Annotated in this window: 15 protein-coding genes; 3 read left to right on the top strand and 12 right to left on the bottom strand. The window is 32.3% G+C overall.

Annotation, left to right across the window (positions count from 1 at the left end):
• Window positions 1-10 precede the first annotated feature (10 nt).
• The 7 genes from DP68_RS05495 to DP68_RS05465 all read right to left on the bottom strand — a co-directional run bounded on the left by DP68_RS05495 (window position 11) and on the right by DP68_RS05465 (window position 8,218).
• Window positions 11-1,195, bottom strand: a complete 1,185-nt coding sequence (locus DP68_RS05495) for a C40 family peptidase (protein ID WP_035307226.1) — start codon at window positions 1,193-1,195, stop codon at window positions 11-13.
• 327 nt (window positions 1,196-1,522) lie between these two features.
• Window positions 1,523-2,590, bottom strand: coding sequence for a C40 family peptidase (locus tag DP68_RS05490; RefSeq protein ID WP_035307225.1), 1,068 nt, complete (start codon window positions 2,588-2,590; stop codon window positions 1,523-1,525).
• A 130-nt stretch (window positions 2,591-2,720) separates the two neighbouring features.
• A complete protein-coding gene (locus tag DP68_RS05485) occupies window positions 2,721-4,103 on the bottom strand; it encodes a HAMP domain-containing sensor histidine kinase (protein WP_035307224.1) in 1,383 nt (460 codons plus the stop codon).
• A gap of 2 nt (window positions 4,104-4,105) precedes the next feature.
• A complete protein-coding gene (locus DP68_RS05480; protein ID WP_035307223.1) occupies window positions 4,106-4,804 on the bottom strand; it encodes a response regulator transcription factor in 699 nt (232 codons plus the stop codon).
• Window positions 4,805-5,024: 220 nt separating this feature from the next.
• A complete protein-coding gene (gene feoB / locus DP68_RS05475) occupies window positions 5,025-7,145 on the bottom strand; it encodes a ferrous iron transport protein B (RefSeq protein ID WP_035307222.1) in 2,121 nt (706 codons plus the stop codon).
• A 90-nt stretch (window positions 7,146-7,235) separates the two neighbouring features.
• On the bottom strand, window positions 7,236-7,457 hold the full coding sequence (locus tag DP68_RS05470) for a FeoA family protein (protein WP_035307220.1): 222 nt from the start codon (window positions 7,455-7,457) through the stop codon (window positions 7,236-7,238).
• A gap of 329 nt (window positions 7,458-7,786) precedes the next feature.
• Entirely contained in the window at window positions 7,787-8,218 is a 432-nt protein-coding gene (locus DP68_RS05465; RefSeq protein WP_052085659.1) for a hypothetical protein, read from the bottom strand.
• 212 nt (window positions 8,219-8,430) lie between these two features.
• Here DP68_RS05465 and DP68_RS05460 point away from each other — a divergent pair, with 212 nt between their 5' ends.
• The 3 genes from DP68_RS05460 to hydF all read left to right on the top strand — a co-directional run bounded on the left by DP68_RS05460 (window position 8,431) and on the right by hydF (window position 11,722).
• Window positions 8,431-8,820 carry a rhodanese-like domain-containing protein gene (locus DP68_RS05460; protein ID WP_081957101.1) on the top strand — a complete coding sequence of 130 codons (390 nt, stop codon included), beginning with the start codon at window positions 8,431-8,433 and terminating at the stop codon, window positions 8,818-8,820.
• Between the two features lie 268 nt (window positions 8,821-9,088).
• On the top strand, window positions 9,089-10,498 hold the full coding sequence (gene hydG / locus DP68_RS05455; protein ID WP_035307218.1) for a [FeFe] hydrogenase H-cluster radical SAM maturase HydG: 1,410 nt from the start codon (window positions 9,089-9,091) through the stop codon (window positions 10,496-10,498).
• Window positions 10,499-10,534: 36 nt separating this feature from the next.
• Window positions 10,535-11,722 (top strand): [FeFe] hydrogenase H-cluster maturation GTPase HydF, encoded by a 1,188-nt coding sequence (hydF, locus tag DP68_RS05450; protein WP_035307217.1) that lies wholly within the window; start codon window positions 10,535-10,537, stop codon window positions 11,720-11,722.
• A 54-nt stretch (window positions 11,723-11,776) separates the two neighbouring features.
• On the opposite strand, the gene DP68_RS05445 is transcribed toward hydF, so the two are convergent.
• From DP68_RS05445 to hcp, 5 genes are all read right to left on the bottom strand, one after another.
• Window positions 11,777-13,069, bottom strand: coding sequence for a homoserine dehydrogenase (locus DP68_RS05445; protein WP_035307214.1), 1,293 nt, complete (start codon window positions 13,067-13,069; stop codon window positions 11,777-11,779).
• A 33-nt stretch (window positions 13,070-13,102) separates the two neighbouring features.
• Complete coding sequence (locus tag DP68_RS05440) at window positions 13,103-14,422, bottom strand: aspartate kinase (RefSeq protein ID WP_035307415.1); 1,320 nt, start codon at window positions 14,420-14,422, stop codon at window positions 13,103-13,105.
• 26 nt (window positions 14,423-14,448) lie between these two features.
• Window positions 14,449-15,336 (bottom strand): homoserine kinase, encoded by an 888-nt coding sequence (gene thrB / locus DP68_RS05435; protein WP_035307212.1) that lies wholly within the window; start codon window positions 15,334-15,336, stop codon window positions 14,449-14,451.
• A 9-nt stretch (window positions 15,337-15,345) separates the two neighbouring features.
• Entirely contained in the window at window positions 15,346-16,824 is a 1,479-nt protein-coding gene (gene thrC / locus DP68_RS05430; RefSeq protein WP_035307412.1) for a threonine synthase, read from the bottom strand.
• 287 nt (window positions 16,825-17,111) lie between these two features.
• Window positions 17,112-18,404 (bottom strand): hydroxylamine reductase, encoded by a 1,293-nt coding sequence (hcp, locus tag DP68_RS05425; RefSeq protein ID WP_035307410.1) that lies wholly within the window; start codon window positions 18,402-18,404, stop codon window positions 17,112-17,114.
• Window positions 18,405-18,691: the final 287 nt, after the last annotated feature.

The raw sequence follows: 18,691 nt of genomic DNA, 5'->3' as shown, positions 1-18,691 counted from the left end.
TCTCTACTTTTTAATTTAGTATTCTTCTAGCAGTAAGATAATCAGATCTCGTAAGCGGAGATATCTTTATTACATCTCCTGTACGTGGAGCATGTATGTACTGATTTCCTCCTATATACATTCCTACATGATGAGGATCATTCCATGTACCAAACAGTACTAGATCACCAGGCTGAAGCTCTGAACGTGATACTTCAACTCCATTATGTATTTGGTCATAGGTAGTTCTTCCTATACCAATTCCAAAATGAGCATATACATACTGCATGTATCCCGAGCAATCAAATCCACTTGGAGTTGTTCCACCCCAAACATATTGCAATCCTAAAAAATTCTGTGCATAAGACACTAACTCATTACCTGATACAGAACCACTATAGCTTGGTCCTCTTGAAGGTGTGGAGCTATTGTTTGAACTATTATTTGAATTATTATTTTGTTGACTTTGAGCTGCTTCTCTAGCTAATCGTGCAGCTTCTGCCGCTCTTGCATTTTCCTGATTGATTGCTTGTAATGTTGAATTTACTGCTACCTGCGAAGTATTTATTTTTGATGCATAAATCTTCTTTTCACTATTTAAGTCTTGAATGAGCCTTTTTTGCTCAGCAGCAGATTCTTTTATCTCTGCTAACTTCTTTTCACTATTATTCTTAAATGCTACTAAGTTTTGTTTCTCTTTATCTAACTCACTTTTCTTAGCATTCAAAACTTCTCTTTGAGACTCCATTTCAGCAAATATTTCTTTATCATATTTCATTACTCTTCTTACATTTTCAACTCTACTCATAAGATCAGAGAATCCTTCTGCCTCAACAAGCACATCTAAGTAAGAAGCTTGTCCATTAACATATAAGGCTCTCACTCTTTTATTAAACAAGTCCTGCTGCTTTTCCAAATCTTCTTCTGCTTTAGTTATATCCTTATTTACTTGCTCGATATTTGCTTCGGTTTTTGATATTTTACTCTTGTATCCTTCAACCTCTGCAAGTGCCTTTTGTATTTTATTGTCCAAATGCTCTATAGCGATTTCTTTTTCTTCCAATTTTTTTGTTATATCTTCATAGGTCTTTTTTTCTTGTTCTAATCTCTGCTTTTGAATTTGCAGCTGCTTTGATAAAGGCGCTGCAGATACCACACTACTATTAATGAAAATCACTGTTAGTATACTAGCATAAATTTTTAATTTCTTATTCAAGTTCCCACCCCTTGTCCATGTTTCCTTATAGATTATTACATCTTAATTTATGAAGATGTTTCATTACTTAAATTATACTTAGTAATTACCTCCACATTATATGGAATAATTATGAATATTTTATGTAGGAAATTTTACTTTGATACTATTATATCATTTAAATTGATACTTTTTACATATTTTTTTATTATTTTTGAGTTTTTTTCCATAATTTTCGCTAATATAAGAATATGTGCTTTATAAGGGCAATATATGAACAAAAATATGAGAGCATATATAGATTTGAATTCAAATAAATCTATATATGCTCTCATAATAACTTTACTATTATCTTAGTACTCTTCTGCCTGTTATAAAGTCCCTTCTAGTCATTGCTGAAAATTTAATTACTTCTCCTGTACGTGGAGCATGTATATATGTATTATTTCCTGCATATATTCCCATATGTGTAGGACCAGACTTCCCAAAAAATACTAAATCGCCTGGTTGTAGTTCTCCTCTGGATACGGAAACTCCATTATTTATTTGGTCATATGTAGTTCTACCTAAACTAACTCCAAAATGTCTAAATACATATTGAGTAAACCCTGAACAATCAAATCCATTTGGAGTAGTTCCTCCCCATAGATAAGGGGTTCCTAAAAACTTCTGAGCATAAGCTAGTACTTGCCCTGCATCTCCACTAACTGTTCCTCCTCTAGAAGGAGTTGAGTTCATTGTATTTTTAACGTTAGAATTACTACTAGTTGTAGCAACCTGAATATTTGCGGCGTATACCCTTGATTCTTGATTTAGCTTAGCAATTAACTTCTTTTGTTCATTCATATCTTCTCTTGCTTTTATAAGCTTGCTTTCGCTATCCTTCTTTAAAACTAGAAGCTTTTCCTTTTCATTAGTTAACTGTTTTTTCTTATTATTTATTTGCTCCTTATTGGCCTTAATTGAAGTCAATACCTTCTTGTCATGGCCAAGTATACTTTTAACCATGTCAATTCTTGATATAAAATCTCCAAATCCTTCTGATTCAAACAGCACCTCTATGTATCCTGTTTGTCCACTTATGTACATAACTCTCATTCTGTCTTTAAACTTCTCTTGTTGCTCCTGTAACTTTTTCTCAGCTTCCTTTAGTTCTTCATCTGATTTCTTAATACTTTTTTCCGTTTCACTTATTCTTTTCTTGTAGCTTTCTACCTCCGATAAAGTAGATTCTATCTTGTTGTCAAATTGTTCTATTTTATTTTCCGCTTCTTCTATTCTGTCCTGTATGCTTCCTGTAACCTGTCTATTATTTATACGCTGTGTTGAATTTACCCTCGGCGCAGCTTGTACAGTACTACTACTCATAAGTACAACTGTAAGTATGCTTGCATAAATTTTTATTCTTTTATTCAAGACATCCCCCTCCTTTTCCTTTAAAGTTTATAGTACGCCATCTTTATTGTAAAAGATATTGAATAATTTATCAATAAAAGCTGAATTTTTTTTAATGGCATACCTTCCTAATATAGGTATATATGTAATTCTATATAGGTAAGAATACCTTAAACACGGTTCCTTCATTTATGTTACTTTCCACAATCACCTTCCCATTATGTGCCTCTATAACACTCCTTACTATAGCCAGCCCTATTCCAGCTCCCCCTGTTATCCGAGTTCTCGACTTGTCAGCTCTATAGAAACGCTCAAAAATATGAGGTAAATCTTCCTTAGAAATTCCAATACCTGTATCCCTTACAGTTAAGACAATATTCTTGCTTTCTTCCTCTAAAATAACATCTACATTTCCGCCTTCTTTTGTATACTTTAAGGCATTTGATAATAAATTTACTACTATCTGACTTATCTTATCTTTATCCCCAGTTATACATTTACTTAAACTTTTATATTTCAGTTCTACATTTTTATTCATATATTCATTTTCAAAATTCATTATTATATTTCCTATAAGTTCTCCAATATTAAACTTTGACTTATTAAGTAAAAACTTATCACTTTCATATCTTGATAGTTTCTCTAAATCTCCAACTAACTTGTTTATTCTTATGGATTCTTCATGACAACTTTTAATTCTTTCAATAGTAGGTTCCCATACTCCATCAATCATTGCTTCCATATGACTTTGAAGTGTAGTCAAAGGTGTTCTAAGTTCATGAGCTACATCTTGAGTTAATCTTTTTCTTAAATACTCTTGATTTTCTAGAGTTTTTGCCAAGTCATTTATTGTATCAATAAGATTTTTAATTTCTACTACATTAGATACTTCATTTATTCTATTTTTATATTCCCCTCTACGAATACCCTTGGATGCCTTTATAACTTTATATAAAGGCCTTGCTAGTGCAGAAGCCATAATAAGTCCAACCATTATAGCCATTAATAAGGATACCGTTCCTACTCCTATAAACAAAGCATTTAGCTTTTTTAAGAAAGCTAAATCATTATCACTATAGTAGAATGGTCCATAATATCCAACTTTTACACTGCCAATAATGTTATTTGCATTAACCATAGGATATTTAATTTCCACGTATTTACCCTTCCAATTTGAATACCTATCCATCATATTCTTTGCCATATTTGTAAGTATTGCTTCACACCGTCCACTATCATAAACACTTGCATCCCATATAATTTCATCATTACTATTTGATATGCTTATAATAAGTCCATTTTCTAAAGCTTCGACTCCTACAGCTTCTATAAATGCTAAATTTACATCTCCATCTTTACTAAATTGATCAGTAATAGAGGCCACTACTCCCTTTACCTTATTTTCATGGGCAGATAGTACATAGCTTTTGAACTGCTTTTCTAAAAATATATTAGAAAATATACCTATTAAAAATACACATATCATTGCTACCATTATATAAGACATCACAAGCCTTTTCCTTAAAGTTACCATATCTAAGCTTCACCACCAAACTTATATCCTACTCCGTGTACTGTTTTTATGTATTGAGGTTTTCTAGTGTCTCTTTCTATCTTCCTTCTTAAATTCTTAATATGCGAATCTATAACTCTATCAAAGCCCTCAAAATCCTCCCCCAAGGCTTTACAAACTAACTCTTCTCGAGTAAATACTTTATTAGGATATTTAATCATAGCTACAAGTATATTAAGTTCTGTGCTAGTTAAATTTATTATTTCTCCATCTCTTTTAACCTCATAAGTTGAAGCATCTACAGTCAACTCATCATTATTGTAAGAATAATAATTTGAAAGAAGTCCCATATCTTCTTCAGATCTTCTAAGAAGCGCTATAACCCTTGCAACTAATTGTTTAGGACTAAATGGCTTTGTAACATAATCATCTGCCCCTATATCAAATCCATTTAAAATGCTATCTTCCTCCACCTTTGCTGTAAGCATTATAATAGGAACCCTAGACACCGCTCTTATACTTTTGCATACTTCCTCTCCGGTTAAATCTGGAAGCATTAAATCCAATATAACTAAAGAAGGATTTAACTCATTAAACTTCTCTAAAGCCTCTATTCCAGTTACTGCTTCATGCACTTCAAATTCCTCTTTTTGCAAGTAAGACTTTACTACCTCCAAAATTTTCATTTCATCATCCACTAGTAAAACTTTCTTTTTATTCATGGTATGTCTCCTTAAACTTTCAAGTTATATATTATATTAAAACACTAATTGCTTTTTATACACAATAGTCAAATAATTATATATTAAAATAGAGGTAAGTCTTTAAGTGACTTACCTCTATTTTATGTTATGGGGAGTTTTAGGGTTAATGGGTTAACAGATAATAGAATTAATATATCAACAAAATGTGTAGAAAATATGAAAAATCACTTGGTAAAACTTACAACAAAATTGTTATAATGCGTGCAATGCCAGTAGTAATAAGGCAAACAGTAAAAGCAATCCCTGTTGGAATTAGCATCCCAAGCAAAGTCCACTTTTTACTTCCTGTTTCTTTTTTTATAGTTAAAATTGTGGTTGCACAAGGCCAATGAAGTAAGCTAAATAGCATCATGTTTAAAGCCGTTAGATAGGTCCACCCATGGCTTAATAAAATTTGCCTGAGAGAATCTATACTTTCAAATTCAACCATAGAACCAGTTGACAAATAAGACATTAAAAGTATAGGCAGTACAATTTCATTTGCAGGTAGTCCTAAAATAAATGCCATTAAAATGTATCCATCTAGCCCTATTAACTTAGCTAATGGCTGTAGTAAATTCGCAGCATGAGCTATTATACTTAAATCTCCAATATATACATTCCCAAGTATCCACGTAAGAGCCCCTGCTGGTGCTGCAACAGTTATGGCTCTTCCTAACACAAATATGGTTCTATCAATAATAGATGTATATAAAATTCTTCCGAATTGAGGTTTTCTATAAGGAGGAAGCTCCAATGTAAAACTTGAAGGTACACCCTTAAGCAGGGTTTTAGAAAGTGTATATGAAACAATCAATGTAACTATTACTCCAATTACAACCATTATAGTAATGGCCAAGGTTGGATAGATATTTGAAATTTTATTATTACTTGTAAGCAAAAATACTGATGAAATAGCGATCAGCGTTGGAAATCTTCCATTACAAGGCATAAAATTATTTGTTAGTATTGCAATAATTCTTTCTCTAGGCGACTCAATAATTCTGCATCCAACAATACCTGCTGCATTACATCCAATTCCCATACACATTGTTAAGCACTGTTTTCCATGAGCGCAAGCTTTTTTGAAGAGATGGTCTAAGTTAAATGCCACCCTTGGCAAATACCCTAAATCCTCAAGTAGTGTAAACAGCGGAAAAAATATTGCCATCGGAGGAAGCATTACAGAGACCACCCATGCTAAGGTTCGATAAAGACCAAGCACTAAAACTCCATAAAGCCAAGCTGGTGCATCAATCTGGTTAAACCATTTAGTTAGAACTTCTTCAAATCCAAATAGCAAATTTGAGAGAACTTTTGAAGGTATATTAGCTCCCGTTATTGTAAGCCAAAATATCATTGCTAATATTAGAAGCATTATTGGGATACCAAAAATCCTTGATGTTATATAATTATCAATAATTCTATCCCTACTATTTTTGCTTTTATCTTTAGTTACATATTTGTCCCTAATATATTCTGCTTTTTTGTAAATTTGATAGGTTATATCATCCCTTATTTCCCTTTTTTCATGAGTTAACCTTAAATTTTCTGCACTCCTTAATAACTCCTCAGATATATTTTCATCTATTCCTTTTAAAATCGTACTTGTAATGCCTTTATCTCCATCAATAAGACGTAGCGAAAGCCATCTTGAGTTAACAACTTGTACTCTTTCCTCTGCAAACGGCTGCATATGATTAATCATTTCTTCGATATAATCTTGATATATTATCTTTTTAGGGTTTGGTTTTATCTCCTCAGAAGAAACCTTATAAACTGCCTCCTTTAATTCCTCTATACCAATATTACTTCTTGCTGCTGAAAGTATCACAGGTATTCCAAGCTCTTCCTCTATCCCTTTACTGTTAATTATTATAGCCTTCTTCTTTGCTTCATCTATTAAATTAATACATAGTATTACGTTGTCTGTAAGTTCCATCACTTGATAGGCTAAATTCATGTTTCTTTCAAGACAAGTTGCATCCGTTACAACAATAACTGCATCAGGATTTCCAAAGCAAATAAAATCCCTTGCAACTTCTTCTTCCACAGAGGATGCAAAAAGCGAATAGGTTCCAGGCAAGTCTACTAGTATATATTCTGTATCTTTTACCTTGAATTCTCCCCTTGCATTTGCAACAGTCTTTCCAGGCCAATTTCCTGTATGCTGGTGAAGTCCAGTTAAAGCATTAAACACAGTACTTTTCCCGGTGTTCGGATTCCCAGCTAATGCTATAACGTATTGTCCTTCCCTTTTGTCCACCTTGTATAGTTCAGTTAGTGCTTCCATCCCTGTGGACTTATAGGTCAGTCCCATCTTAAATCCTCCTATTAATTGCTACATGATTTTTAGAGATCTTTGATTTCTTTGCAAATCAGTACATCTCAATTCATTAAGATGTTTCTTTTAAGAAATCATTATTAACGATGCTTCTTCTTTTCTTAAGGCAATCATCGCTCCTCTAATATCATATACCGTTGGGTCTCCTGAAGGCCCTCTTCTTATAACCTCTATATTTGTACCTTTGGTAACTCCTAAAGCAAGCATTCTTTCTCTTAACAATCCTTGCGCAAATATATCTTGAACTTCTACAAAGTTTCCTACCTTTGCATTATTTAAAGTCTCCATTTTTAATGAACCCCTCACTTTTTTATAATTGTTAGCTTAGGCTAACTTTTAATATTAGCTAATGTTATCTTATGCATTTTGTTCTATAAGGGTGAGTGATTAAAAGAAATTTACCAAGGAATTTATAGCTCTTACGATTTTGGTAAAAGAATAAATGAACAAAAAAAATTAAGGTGATTTCCACCTTGTTTTTTCTTATTATATATAATCATCATAGTACAAGAAACTACTGTAGCCAATACAATACATCTTAAAGGCCTAGTGATTCACAGCTAAGCCTTTAACTATGGTTTTAGCTACTAAATAATAGGAATGAGAGATTGTAAAACCTAATAGCATACAAAAGTATCTATTTTATTTGTATCAATTCCAAAGTATTTCCAACCAGTTCTGGTCCACATATAGCCTGCAACAGAAGTTCCTCCTACAAAGGTTAAATAGGCCCAAAACGACTGTCCATTTGTAAGCCAAATATATATATATCTATTATCGCATGGTTTTACAGCACCAGGTTGAGAGCCTGCACTTTGAGGCTTAGGTGGTATAGTTTTGGGTGGTGGTGGGATTTGAATGTCCTGAGGACTTCCTGGCATGCCCGGCTGCTCAAGCTGTCTATTATATTCATTTGTCTCTTGCATAAATGGACATCTAAATTTTTTTAAATAATATTGATAATAAGGGCACATGTTTCTATCTGGATAAGTGTATTCTCCATTCTTGTCTAAATCTCTAATATCAAATCCATCATAAAAAATTGACAATTAATAATACACCTCTTTTTAATATTTCATTAATATTATATGTAATGATGCAAAAGTTGCCATATATAAAATAAACTTATTTCATAAAAACTTCATAAATTGTTTATTGTTTAGCACTCTATAACGAAATTTTCCTTCGTAATATTTATTCTTTATGTTATAATATTAACATCGTAATATTTAAATATAACAATACAGAGGATGGTGCATATATGGACAAAATACTACTTGCAGTGTTTGCAGCTGTTGCCCTTTTTAATATACTTAGAAGAAGGTCTATTGTAAACAATGAAAATGTGAAAAATCTTTCTCCTGAGGAAACCTATAGATTTATAAATCAAAGTAAAGACGTTATTATATTAGATGTTAGAACAAAAGAAGAGTTTAGTTCTGGCCATATACCTAATGCAAAATCTTTTCCTATACATGAGATGCCTTCTAGAATTAATGAACTTGAAGAATTCAAAGATAAGCCTATTCTTGTTTACTGTGCCTCTGGCGGAAGAAGCCCTATGGCAATTAAGCATTTATTAAAGAACAACTTCACTAACGTATATCACTTAAATAAGGGTATTTCTGCTTGGAAGTATCCAGTAAAATAATAAATAACAGTTGTTATTTATCATATTTAAAACTATAATTAATATTATAATAGTGACTAATAAATATCCCCTTATTTGGATTTAAAACTCTTAATAAAGGGATGCATGAAGGCATGCATCATTCTAATTGCAAGGATTATTCTAAGCAAAAGGACACGAAGTGCTATAGCTTAATTTTGGTAAGACAAAATTCTGCTCTTCTACCCTTTTGGGGTAGAAGAGCTTTTATTTTTATCTCGAGTATTTCATATAAAGGAGTGTATTAATAATGAGAGAGTATAAATCAGAGGAATTTATAATTGATTCAGAGATACTACAAACAATAGATGAAGGCGAAAAACTTTCCAAAGATAAAGAATACGTGAAATCACTTTTAGAAAAAGCTAAATTATACAAAGGACTTACACCTAAAGAAGCTGGGGTTTTGTTAAGTGTAAATGATGAGGATATACTAGAAGAAATATATACAGTTGCTAAGGACATTAAAGAAAAGATATACGGAAGAAGAATTGTTATGTTTGCTCCATTATATGTAAGTGATTACTGCGTAAATGGATGCACATATTGCGGATATAAGTGTTCTAACTCTTCCTTAACAAGAAGAAAACTTAGCATGGAAGAAATAGCTGAAGAAGTTAAAATCCTTGAATCCATGGGACATAAAAGACTTGCCTTAGAAGCCGGAGAAGACCCTGTAAATTGCTCCTTAGATTATATAATTGACTGCATAAAAACCATATACTCATTAAAGTTTGAAAACGGAAGTATAAGACGTATAAATGTAAACATAGCTGCAACTACAGTGGAAGATTATAAAAGATTAAAGGACGCAGATATTGGTACTTATATTTTATTCCAAGAAACTTATCATAAAGATACTTACGAAAAAATACATCCAAAGGGACCAAAGCATAATTATGACTATCATACTACAGCTCATCACAGAGCAAGAATGGCAGGAATCGATGATGTAGGAATTGGAGTACTCTACGGGCTTTATGATTACAAATATGAAACCATAGCTATGCTAATGCATGCTGATCACTTAGAAAAAGCTACAGGGGTTGGACCTCACACAATATCTTTCCCAAGAATTAGGCCTGCTGAAGGAGTATCCTTGAAAGATTACCCATACTTAGTTTCTGATGAGGAATTTAAAAGAATTGTAGCTGTTGTAAGACTTGCAGTCCCATACACTGGAATGATACTTTCAACAAGAGAAGATACTGATTTCAGAAATGAAGTTATAAATCTTGGAATATCTCAAGTAAGCTCTGGCTCCTGTACTGGAGTTGGTGGATATACAGATTCTCAAAAAATAGAACATCAAAAACCTCAATTTGTTGTAGGAGACCATAGAAGTCCACTTCAAATTATAAAAGACTTATGCAAAGATGGATATATTCCAAGTTACTGTACTGCTTGCTATAGAGAAGGAAGAACTGGCGATAGATTTATGAGACTTGCAAAGACAGGTCAAATATGTAACGTTTGTCAACCAAACGCATTACTTACATTAAAAGAATTTTTACTTGATTATGGCGACGAAGAAGCAAAAATCCTTGGAAACAAAGTTATAGCAGAAGAACTTACAAAAATATCAAATGAGAAGGCTAAAGAAGAGACAATTAGTAGACTTAAACGAGTTGAAAATGGTGAAAGAGATTTAAGATTTTAGTCCTTAAAATGATTTTATCACAAAGGAGAATTAACAATGCTAGATACACCTAAAGCAAATAGACTTCATATAGGAGTTTTTGGTAGAAGAAATGTTGGAAAATCAAGCCTTGTAAACGCCTTAACTTCTCAAAATTTATCTGTGGTTTCGGATATAGCTGGAACCACTACAGATCCTGTATTTAAGGCAATGGAACTTTTACCTATAGGCCCTGTTATGATAATAGACACTGCAGGACTTGATGATGAAGGAGCTCTTGGAGATCTTAGAATAGAAAAAACCTTAGATGTGATGAATAAGACAGATATTGCGCTTCTTTTATTTGCAGGAAACTCTAAAGACTTTTCTATGGAAAGTACTTGGCTTAATGAACTCCATAATAAGAAAGTACCTGTTATTGGAGTTATAAATAAGATAGATTTATACAAGTTAAATGAAGATAACTTGAAAAAAGATTTTAATATACCCTTTGTAAGTATTAGTGCTGAAAATAAAATAAACATATCTGGGCTCAAAGAAGCAATAATTGAAAATGCTCCTTTAGACTTTGAAAGAGAAAGTATTGTGGGCGATATACTAAACCCTAAAGATATGGTAATTGTAGTTGCCCCTCAAGATATTCAAGCTCCCAAAGGAAGGCTTATTCTACCTCAGGTTCAAGTAATAAGAGATATCTTAGATCATGATGCTATGGCTCTTACCGTAAAAACTACAGAACTTGAAGACATTTTAAAGTCTTTAAATAAAATGCCTGATTTAGTTATTACAGACTCTCAAGTATTTAAGGAAGTTAATTCAATACTTGACTCATCTATTCCTTTAACATCCTTTTCCATACTTATGGCAAGGTATAAAGGGGACATAAATATGTTTAAAGATGGTGCAAATGCAATAGAAGACTTGAAGCCTGGAGATAAAGTACTCATTGCAGAAGGCTGCACTCATCATGCTCTTAAGGGAGATATAGCAAGAGAAAAGCTGCCTAGCTGGATAGAACAAAAGGTAGGGGGAAAACTTCAAATAGATGTGAAGTCTGGTAATGACTTTCCTCATGATTTAACAGAATACAAACTTGTAGTTCACTGTGGAAGCTGTATGTTTACAAGAAAACAGCTTTTATCTAGACTTTCACGATGCAAAGAACAAAATGTACCTATAACAAACTTCGGAGTATGTATTGCTAAGCTTAACGGGATACTTGATAAGGTTACAAAAATGTTTTAAAAAGGGACTGTCTCATAGTACATGAACATGTACCATGGAACAGTCCTTTCTTTCTTAAGCGGTTGCTAGATTTTCTATTCTTATTATATTTTCAATTTTCTCAGAGTCCTCTAAGGCATTTATCATATTAATGGAATTATTAATACTTTCCTCTACTGTGCTGTGAGTTATAAATACCAAAGATACCTGTTCCTCCCTTTTGCCCTTTTGAATTACAGAAAGAATACTTACATTGTTTTCACCAAATATAGATGATATTTCTCCTAGAACACCAGGTTTATCCTTTACTGTTATTCTAATATAATATTCACATTGAACCTTTTGCATATCCCTTACTTCTCTATATTGATTACTTTCTGAGTATGGATGATAAGCAAATTTATCCTTATTTCTTAGTATAGAAACTATATCTCCTACCACAGCACTGCCTGTAGGAAGTTCTCCAGCACCTCTACCATATAGCATTAAATCCCCTACTGCATTACCTTTTAGAAAAATAGCATTAAAGGAGTCATTCACATTGGCTAATGGATGTTCAGCAGGTATCATAGTTGGGTGCACTCTTAATTCCAACTCACCATTTACTTCCTTAATTATACCTAATAACTTTATTACATAACCAAATTCTCTTGCGTATTCTATATCAATAGGCTTTATATTAGTTATTCCTTCTCTATAAATTGAATTTACATCTACAATTGTATCAAAAGCTAAAGATGATAAAATGCACAATTTATAAACTGCGTCAAATGCTTCTACATCTGAAGTAGGATCTGCTTCAGCATACCCTTTGCTTTGAGCCTCCGCTAAAGCTTCCCCAAAGCTTATTTTTTCATGTGTCATTTTAGTTAAAATATAATTTGTAGTACCATTTATTATTCCTATTACTTCCTCTATCTTATTTGCTACAAGATTATCATTTAAGCCATGAATTATAGGTATTCCACCTCCGACACTGCCTTCATAGTGGAACATTACTCCTTCTTCTCTAGAAGTTTTAAAAAGAATTTCTGCATTTGTAGCTATTGCCATTTTATTTGCTGTAACTATATGCTTCTTTCTTCTCATCCCTTGTATCATATAGTCAATGGCAGGTTCTACCCCTCCCATAACTTCCACAAGGATTTCAATGTTGTCGTCTTCAATAATCTCTTGAAAATTTGTAGTAAATAACTCCTTTGGTACTTCCAGGTTTCGTTCCTTATTAATATCTCTCACAAGGATTTTGCTAATTTCAATATCGTATCCCGATCTCTTTAAAATTTCGTCTTTGTTCATATTTAATATTTTCCAAACGCCTTTACCCACATTACCAAGACCTAATAAAGCTATTTTTACTTTTTGCATACATACTTCCCCCAATTCATAATTTATAAAGGCTTATTTCGAAAATGCGTTATATATGGCTCTTACTGCATTTTCAAAATTACTATTTTCAACTCCCACGATTATATTTATCTCGCTAGACCCCTGACTTATCATTGTTACATTTATGTCCTCCTTGGCTAAAGCTTCAAAAATTTTAGCTGATATTCCTATTGTCCTTAGCATACCTATGCCAACTACAGCTACTAATGCTATATCAGGATGTACATCTATGGAATCAGGTTTACATTTAATTTCTATTTCCTTTATTATTCTTTCTAATTTACCATCAAGCTGTGATTGTGCTATAACAAGGGATACTGTATCTACCCCTGAAGGGATATGTTCAAAGGATACACTATTGTCTTCTAATACTGAAAGAATTCTTCTACAATAGCCCTGTTCTATATTCATCATACTTTTTTCAATAGTTATAATGGTAAAATCCTTTTTTCCTGCTACTCCTGTAATACTTCCTGCGTAGCTTGCTGGTAATAAATCATTTATTATATAAGTTCCTTCATCATCAGGACTATTTGTATTTTTAATATTTATAGGGATATTTGCCTTTCTTACAGGAAAGATTGCTTCTTCATGTAATACTGTAGCTCCCATGTAAGACAGTTCTCTTAGTTCTCTATAGGTAATATTTTTAATATTCTTAGGGTTTTCTACTATTCTAGGGTCTGCCATTAAAAATCCAGATACATCTGTCCAGTTTTCATATAAATTTGCATTTACTCCCCTTGCAATAATGGACCCAGTTACGTCTGAACCACCTCTTGAAAAAGTTCTTACCTCTCCATTTGGCGTAGCGCCATAAAATCCAGGTATCACTGCCTTATCTATCTTTAGTAATCTTTCACTTACAGCTCTTTGAGTTCTTTCTTCATCAAAAACTCCCTTTTCATTAAAGAAAACTATCTCTACTGGATCAACGAACTCATATTTAAGAAAATCAGCTAATATAAGTCCATTTAAATACTCCCCTCTACTTGCTGTATAATCCGCAGAGGCTCCTTGTGCTATATTAGCTTTTATCTCTTTCAAGTATTTTTTAATATCGATGGTTACATCTAGTTCTTGTACTAGTTCTAAAAATCTATTTTCAATTACGCTAAATACATCCCCAAATGGAATGTTCTGTTCAACATGAGCATGACATAAATAAAGTAAATCTGTAATTTTATGATCTTCCTTATATCTTTTCCCTGGTGCTGATGGAACTATATATCTTCTATTTTTATTAGCTAGTGCTATAGATTTAACCTTATTAAATTGGGCACTGTCTGCAAGAGAGCTTCCCCCAAATTTAGCAACTATTACATTATCCATTGTTATTACCCCACTTTTTTTTAAATTTAATATTCCCTTACCGTAGCCCCTTTTAAATCTAAATAAAGCTCCTTTATAATCCATTCTCCATTTAAACTTTTTAACGCGCTTTTTATATTATTATAAAACTCCATGTTTTTTTCTTCTAATAATGTCATTATTGTAGGACCTGCTCCACTTAAAAATACCCCTAGCGCCCCTAGTTCTTTACTTGTATTTACAACTTCCTCATAAGATTCAATTAATTTACCTCTATAAGGCTGATGAAGCTTGTCCTGACACGCTACTTTTAACATATCAAAATTCCCATTTATAAGTGATGTTATCATAAGAGATACTCTTCCTACATTAAATATGGCATCTTTATAGGATACCTCCTTTGGAAGAACAGCTCTACTTTTTTCTGTAGATAATCTAAAATCAGGAATTAATGAACAAAACTTAACTCCTTCTTTTATGTTTATTTTATCGAAATACACACTATGATTTTCATAAATTGCTGTAGTCATGCCTCCTAGAAGTGCAGGCACTATGTTATCAGGGTGACCTTCTATTTCTGTAGCTAATGTTAATATATCATCTGTATCTAATTTATTTCCTGCAATACTATTAGCTCCCAGTACCCCTGCAACTATACAAGATGCACTGCTACCTAGCCCTCTTGATGGAGGTATATCTGACTTTATTGATATTTTTATTCCCTTTTCCTCATATCCTATTTTTTCAAAGCACCTTTTCATAGACGTATATACTAAATTATTTTCATCTCTATACTGTTCTTCACAGCCTTCTATGATTAATCCCTTTTCTATTTCTTCTATATAAAATTTGTTATATAAATTCAACGCTACACCTAAAGTATCAAAGCCAGGTCCAAAATTAGCACTTGTAGCTGGTACTACTACTTCTATCATACTTATCACCTATACCTTAAGAAATTTTTTTATTTCTTCTTTTATTTCTTCCTTTTTACATACATTATTATGAAGTATATCTTTACTCTCTATATTATTTATAGCATTTGGAATCTCTACTTCCGCAAAAGAAGAAAGTTTATGCACTAAATCAAAATCACTGAGCTTATCATTATCTATTTTTAATGCCTTACATACATCTCTAGGAAATTTGAACGGACTAGCTGTGGATACAACGATAGTTTTTCTATTATCTCCAGTAGCTTGTTTATAATCTATATATGCCTTATAAGCTACGGCCGTATGTGTGTCAACTAAATATGATGTGTCTTTAAAAATATCTCTTATAGCTTTATAAGTTTCTTCATCACTAGCAAAATTAGAGTAAAAACTATCTAGTTCATTTTTCATATTTTCATCTATAATATATTGACCTTTATCATTTAGTTCTCTCATAAAGCTATCTACTTTGTGATTATTTTCATTGCTAATATGATATAAAAGCCTTTCCAAATTACTAGAAACCAATATATCCATGGAAGGAGAAATTGTTACTTTAAACTCTCTATTTTTGTCGTATATTCCTTCATTAAAGAAATCACAAAGTACATTATTCTCATTAGATGCACATATTAGCTTATTTACAGGAAGCCCCATTTTTTTAGCATAATATGCAGCTAGTATATTTCCAAAGTTTCCTGTAGGTACAGCAATATTTATGCTTTCTCCGTCTTTAATTTCTCTATTCTTTAACATACATAGGTATGAATATATGTAATATACTATTTGTGGTACAAGTCTTCCTATGTTAATAGAGTTAGCAGATGAGAGCATGCATTCCTTATCCTCTAATAATTTATTAAATTCCTTATCGTTAAAAATTTCTTTAACAGCCTTTTGAGCATCATCAAAATTACCATCAATTCCAACTACGCAAGTATTTGTTCCCTCTTGAGTAATCATTTGCCTCTTCTGAATAGGACTTACTCCCTTTTCTGGGAAAAACACTATCACCTTTGTACTTTCTACATCAGCAAATCCTTCTAATGCAGCTTTCCCAGTATCCCCTGAGGTAGCTGTAAGTATTACTATTTCATCTTTTATATTTAACTTTCTAGAAGAAGTCTTCAATAAATGTGGCAATATAGATAGCGCCATATCCTTGAATGCTAAAGTAGGTCCATGGTATAGTTCTAAGAAAAAGTTATCGCCTATTTTAGCCACAGGAGCTATGTATTCATTTGTAAATTTATTATCATAAGCTTTATAAACGCAATCATTTATTTCTTCATCTGTAAAATCAGTAAAATATTTTTTTAGTATATATACTGATAATTGTTTATAATCATAAGAAGCTAACTCTGAAAAAGGTATATCAATTGTAGGAAATTCTATTGGTATATACAACCCTCCATCATCTGAAATTCCTTTTATAATAGCTTCAGAAGAAGTTATTTCTTTTCTGCCCCTTGTACTTGTATATGCTATTTTCAAGAATATCCCCCCATTAATTGTGTAATTTTTTCTTTTATATTATGCTACAATGTTTTTGTGCAAAAGTCAAGTGTATTTTTATAACGAACAAGTAGTTTTTTGTAATTTTAGTCATATAAAAAACACCTCAATAAATTGAGATGCTTTAAAAGGGAGAAGGCGACCTTGGGGTAAGGTCGCCTTTTATGGGTTTAATGGATGTTTATGGGATTATTATATTAATGAGCTGTGCTAATCTATAGAAGTTACATACTTCAATAAATTGTACATTGCTCTCTGGTTTAGCCTAACATTTTCTTAAGATCTGCCTGTGCATCTCCGCTTATTAACTGTAAGTTGAATACATCTTGTAATACCTTTAATACTCCTGGAGTTATGAACTTTGGAGCTGAAGGTCCTACATACATATTCTTAACTCCTAAGCTGAATAATCCTAATAGTACTGCAACAGCCTTTTGTTCGAACCATGATAATACTATTGTTAATGGCAATTCATTTATATCACATTCGAAAGCACCTGCTAACGCTATAGCAATTTTAGCTGCAGAACCTGAGTTGTTACATTGTCCTAAATCTATATATCTTGGAATATCTGTTCCTGGAACTGTTCCAAAGTCTATATCATTAAATCTGTACTTACCACAAGAAGTTGTAAGAATTACGCAATCCTTTGGTAATGTATTAGCCATTTCTCTATAGTAATCTCTTCCCTTAGTTGGAGCATCACATCCAGCTATAACGAAGAATCTCTTTATCTTTCCAGCTTTAACTGCATCTATTATTTCTGGAGCTATATCTAAAACTGTATTGTGATGGAATCCAGTTGTAAGCACTTTATCAGATTGAATGTTTGCCTTAGGTAAGGATAATGCTTTTTCAATTATTGGAGAAAAGTCATTATTTACTATTTTCTGGATGTTTTGTAATCCTGCCGTTCCATAAGTCCACATTCTATCAGCATAATGTCCAGTAGTTATTGGCATTAAGCAGTTTGTAGTACCTAGAATTGCTCCTGGGAACTCTTCAAATAATTTTCTCTGATCATACCAAGCCTTACCTACGTTACCCTTTAAGTGAGCATATTTCTTTAGCTCTGGGTATCCATGAGCTGGTAACATTTCTGAGTGAGTATATATGTTAATTCCTTTTCCCTCTGTCTGCTTTAATAATTCTTCTAAAGCATAAAGATTATGTCCTGTAACTAATATAGCATGTCCTTCAACTTTATCCTGTGAAACTACTACAGGTGTTGGAACTCCTAATTTTGAAGTATGAGCTCTGTCTAATAAATCCATTACTTTAACAGCTGCAGTACCAACTTTTAAAGTCATATTTATGTGTTCTTCTAAACTAAAGTTTGAATTTGTAAGTGTTGTATATAATGCTTCGTGTGCTATAGCATCTACTTCTGGATCAATATATCCTAATTCTCTTGCATGAGTTGCATATGCCGCTACCCCTTTAAGTCCAAATATCATTATATCCTGTAAACTTGCTATATCAGGGTTCTTTCCACATACACCAAATTTAGTACATCCTGTCTGTGGTGTTTGTTCACATTGATAGCAGAACATTGGGTTTGGTTCCTGTACCACTGCCTTATTTAAAACTTCATTTTCTTCTTTGTTCTTAAAAAATCCAAACATATTATATCTCTCCTCCTGATTTAACTATTTATTTTAATTTTTATATTTTCTTTATTGCCTCGCTGTCTACAAGATATATAATACACTGGATTATATACAAAATCGGTAACGTATGAAACTAAATTTAAAATTTTATACTTTTTTAGTATAGTTTATTATAAAAATGCTCTGCATTTTTTAGTCACCAGTATAAATAGTAACCAGTTACCAATACA

It is taken from the genome of Clostridium sp. HMP27 (genome assembly GCF_000765165.1).
Classification (GTDB): Bacteria; Bacillota; Clostridia; order Clostridiales; family Clostridiaceae; genus Clostridium_AK.
This window is presented reverse-complemented; position numbering and strand designations above follow the sequence as displayed.

Coding starts and splice junctions, on each gene's coding strand:
- DP68_RS05485 (WP_035307224.1), bottom strand. CDS start 4,103: ATGGTAACTTTAAGGAAAAGGCTTGTGATGTCTTATATAATGGTAGCA.
- DP68_RS05480 (WP_035307223.1), bottom strand. CDS start 4,804: ATGAATAAAAAGAAAGTTTTACTAGTGGATGATGAAATGAAAATTTTG.
- feoB (WP_035307222.1), bottom strand. CDS start 7,145: ATGGGACTGACCTATAAGTCCACAGGGATGGAAGCACTAACTGAACTA.
- DP68_RS05470 (WP_035307220.1), bottom strand. CDS start 7,457: ATGGAGACTTTAAATAATGCAAAGGTAGGAAACTTTGTAGAAGTTCAA.
- DP68_RS05460 (WP_081957101.1), top strand. CDS start 8,431: ATGGACAAAATACTACTTGCAGTGTTTGCAGCTGTTGCCCTTTTTAAT.
- hydG (WP_035307218.1), top strand. CDS start 9,089: ATGAGAGAGTATAAATCAGAGGAATTTATAATTGATTCAGAGATACTA.
- hydF (WP_035307217.1), top strand. CDS start 10,535: ATGCTAGATACACCTAAAGCAAATAGACTTCATATAGGAGTTTTTGGT.
- DP68_RS05445 (WP_035307214.1), bottom strand. CDS start 13,069: ATGCAAAAAGTAAAAATAGCTTTATTAGGTCTTGGTAATGTGGGTAAA.
- DP68_RS05440 (WP_035307415.1), bottom strand. CDS start 14,422: ATGGATAATGTAATAGTTGCTAAATTTGGGGGAAGCTCTCTTGCAGAC.
- thrB (WP_035307212.1), bottom strand. CDS start 15,336: ATGATAGAAGTAGTAGTACCAGCTACAAGTGCTAATTTTGGACCTGGC.
- hcp (WP_035307410.1), bottom strand. CDS start 18,404: ATGTTCTGCTATCAATGTGAACAAACACCACAGACAGGATGTACTAAA.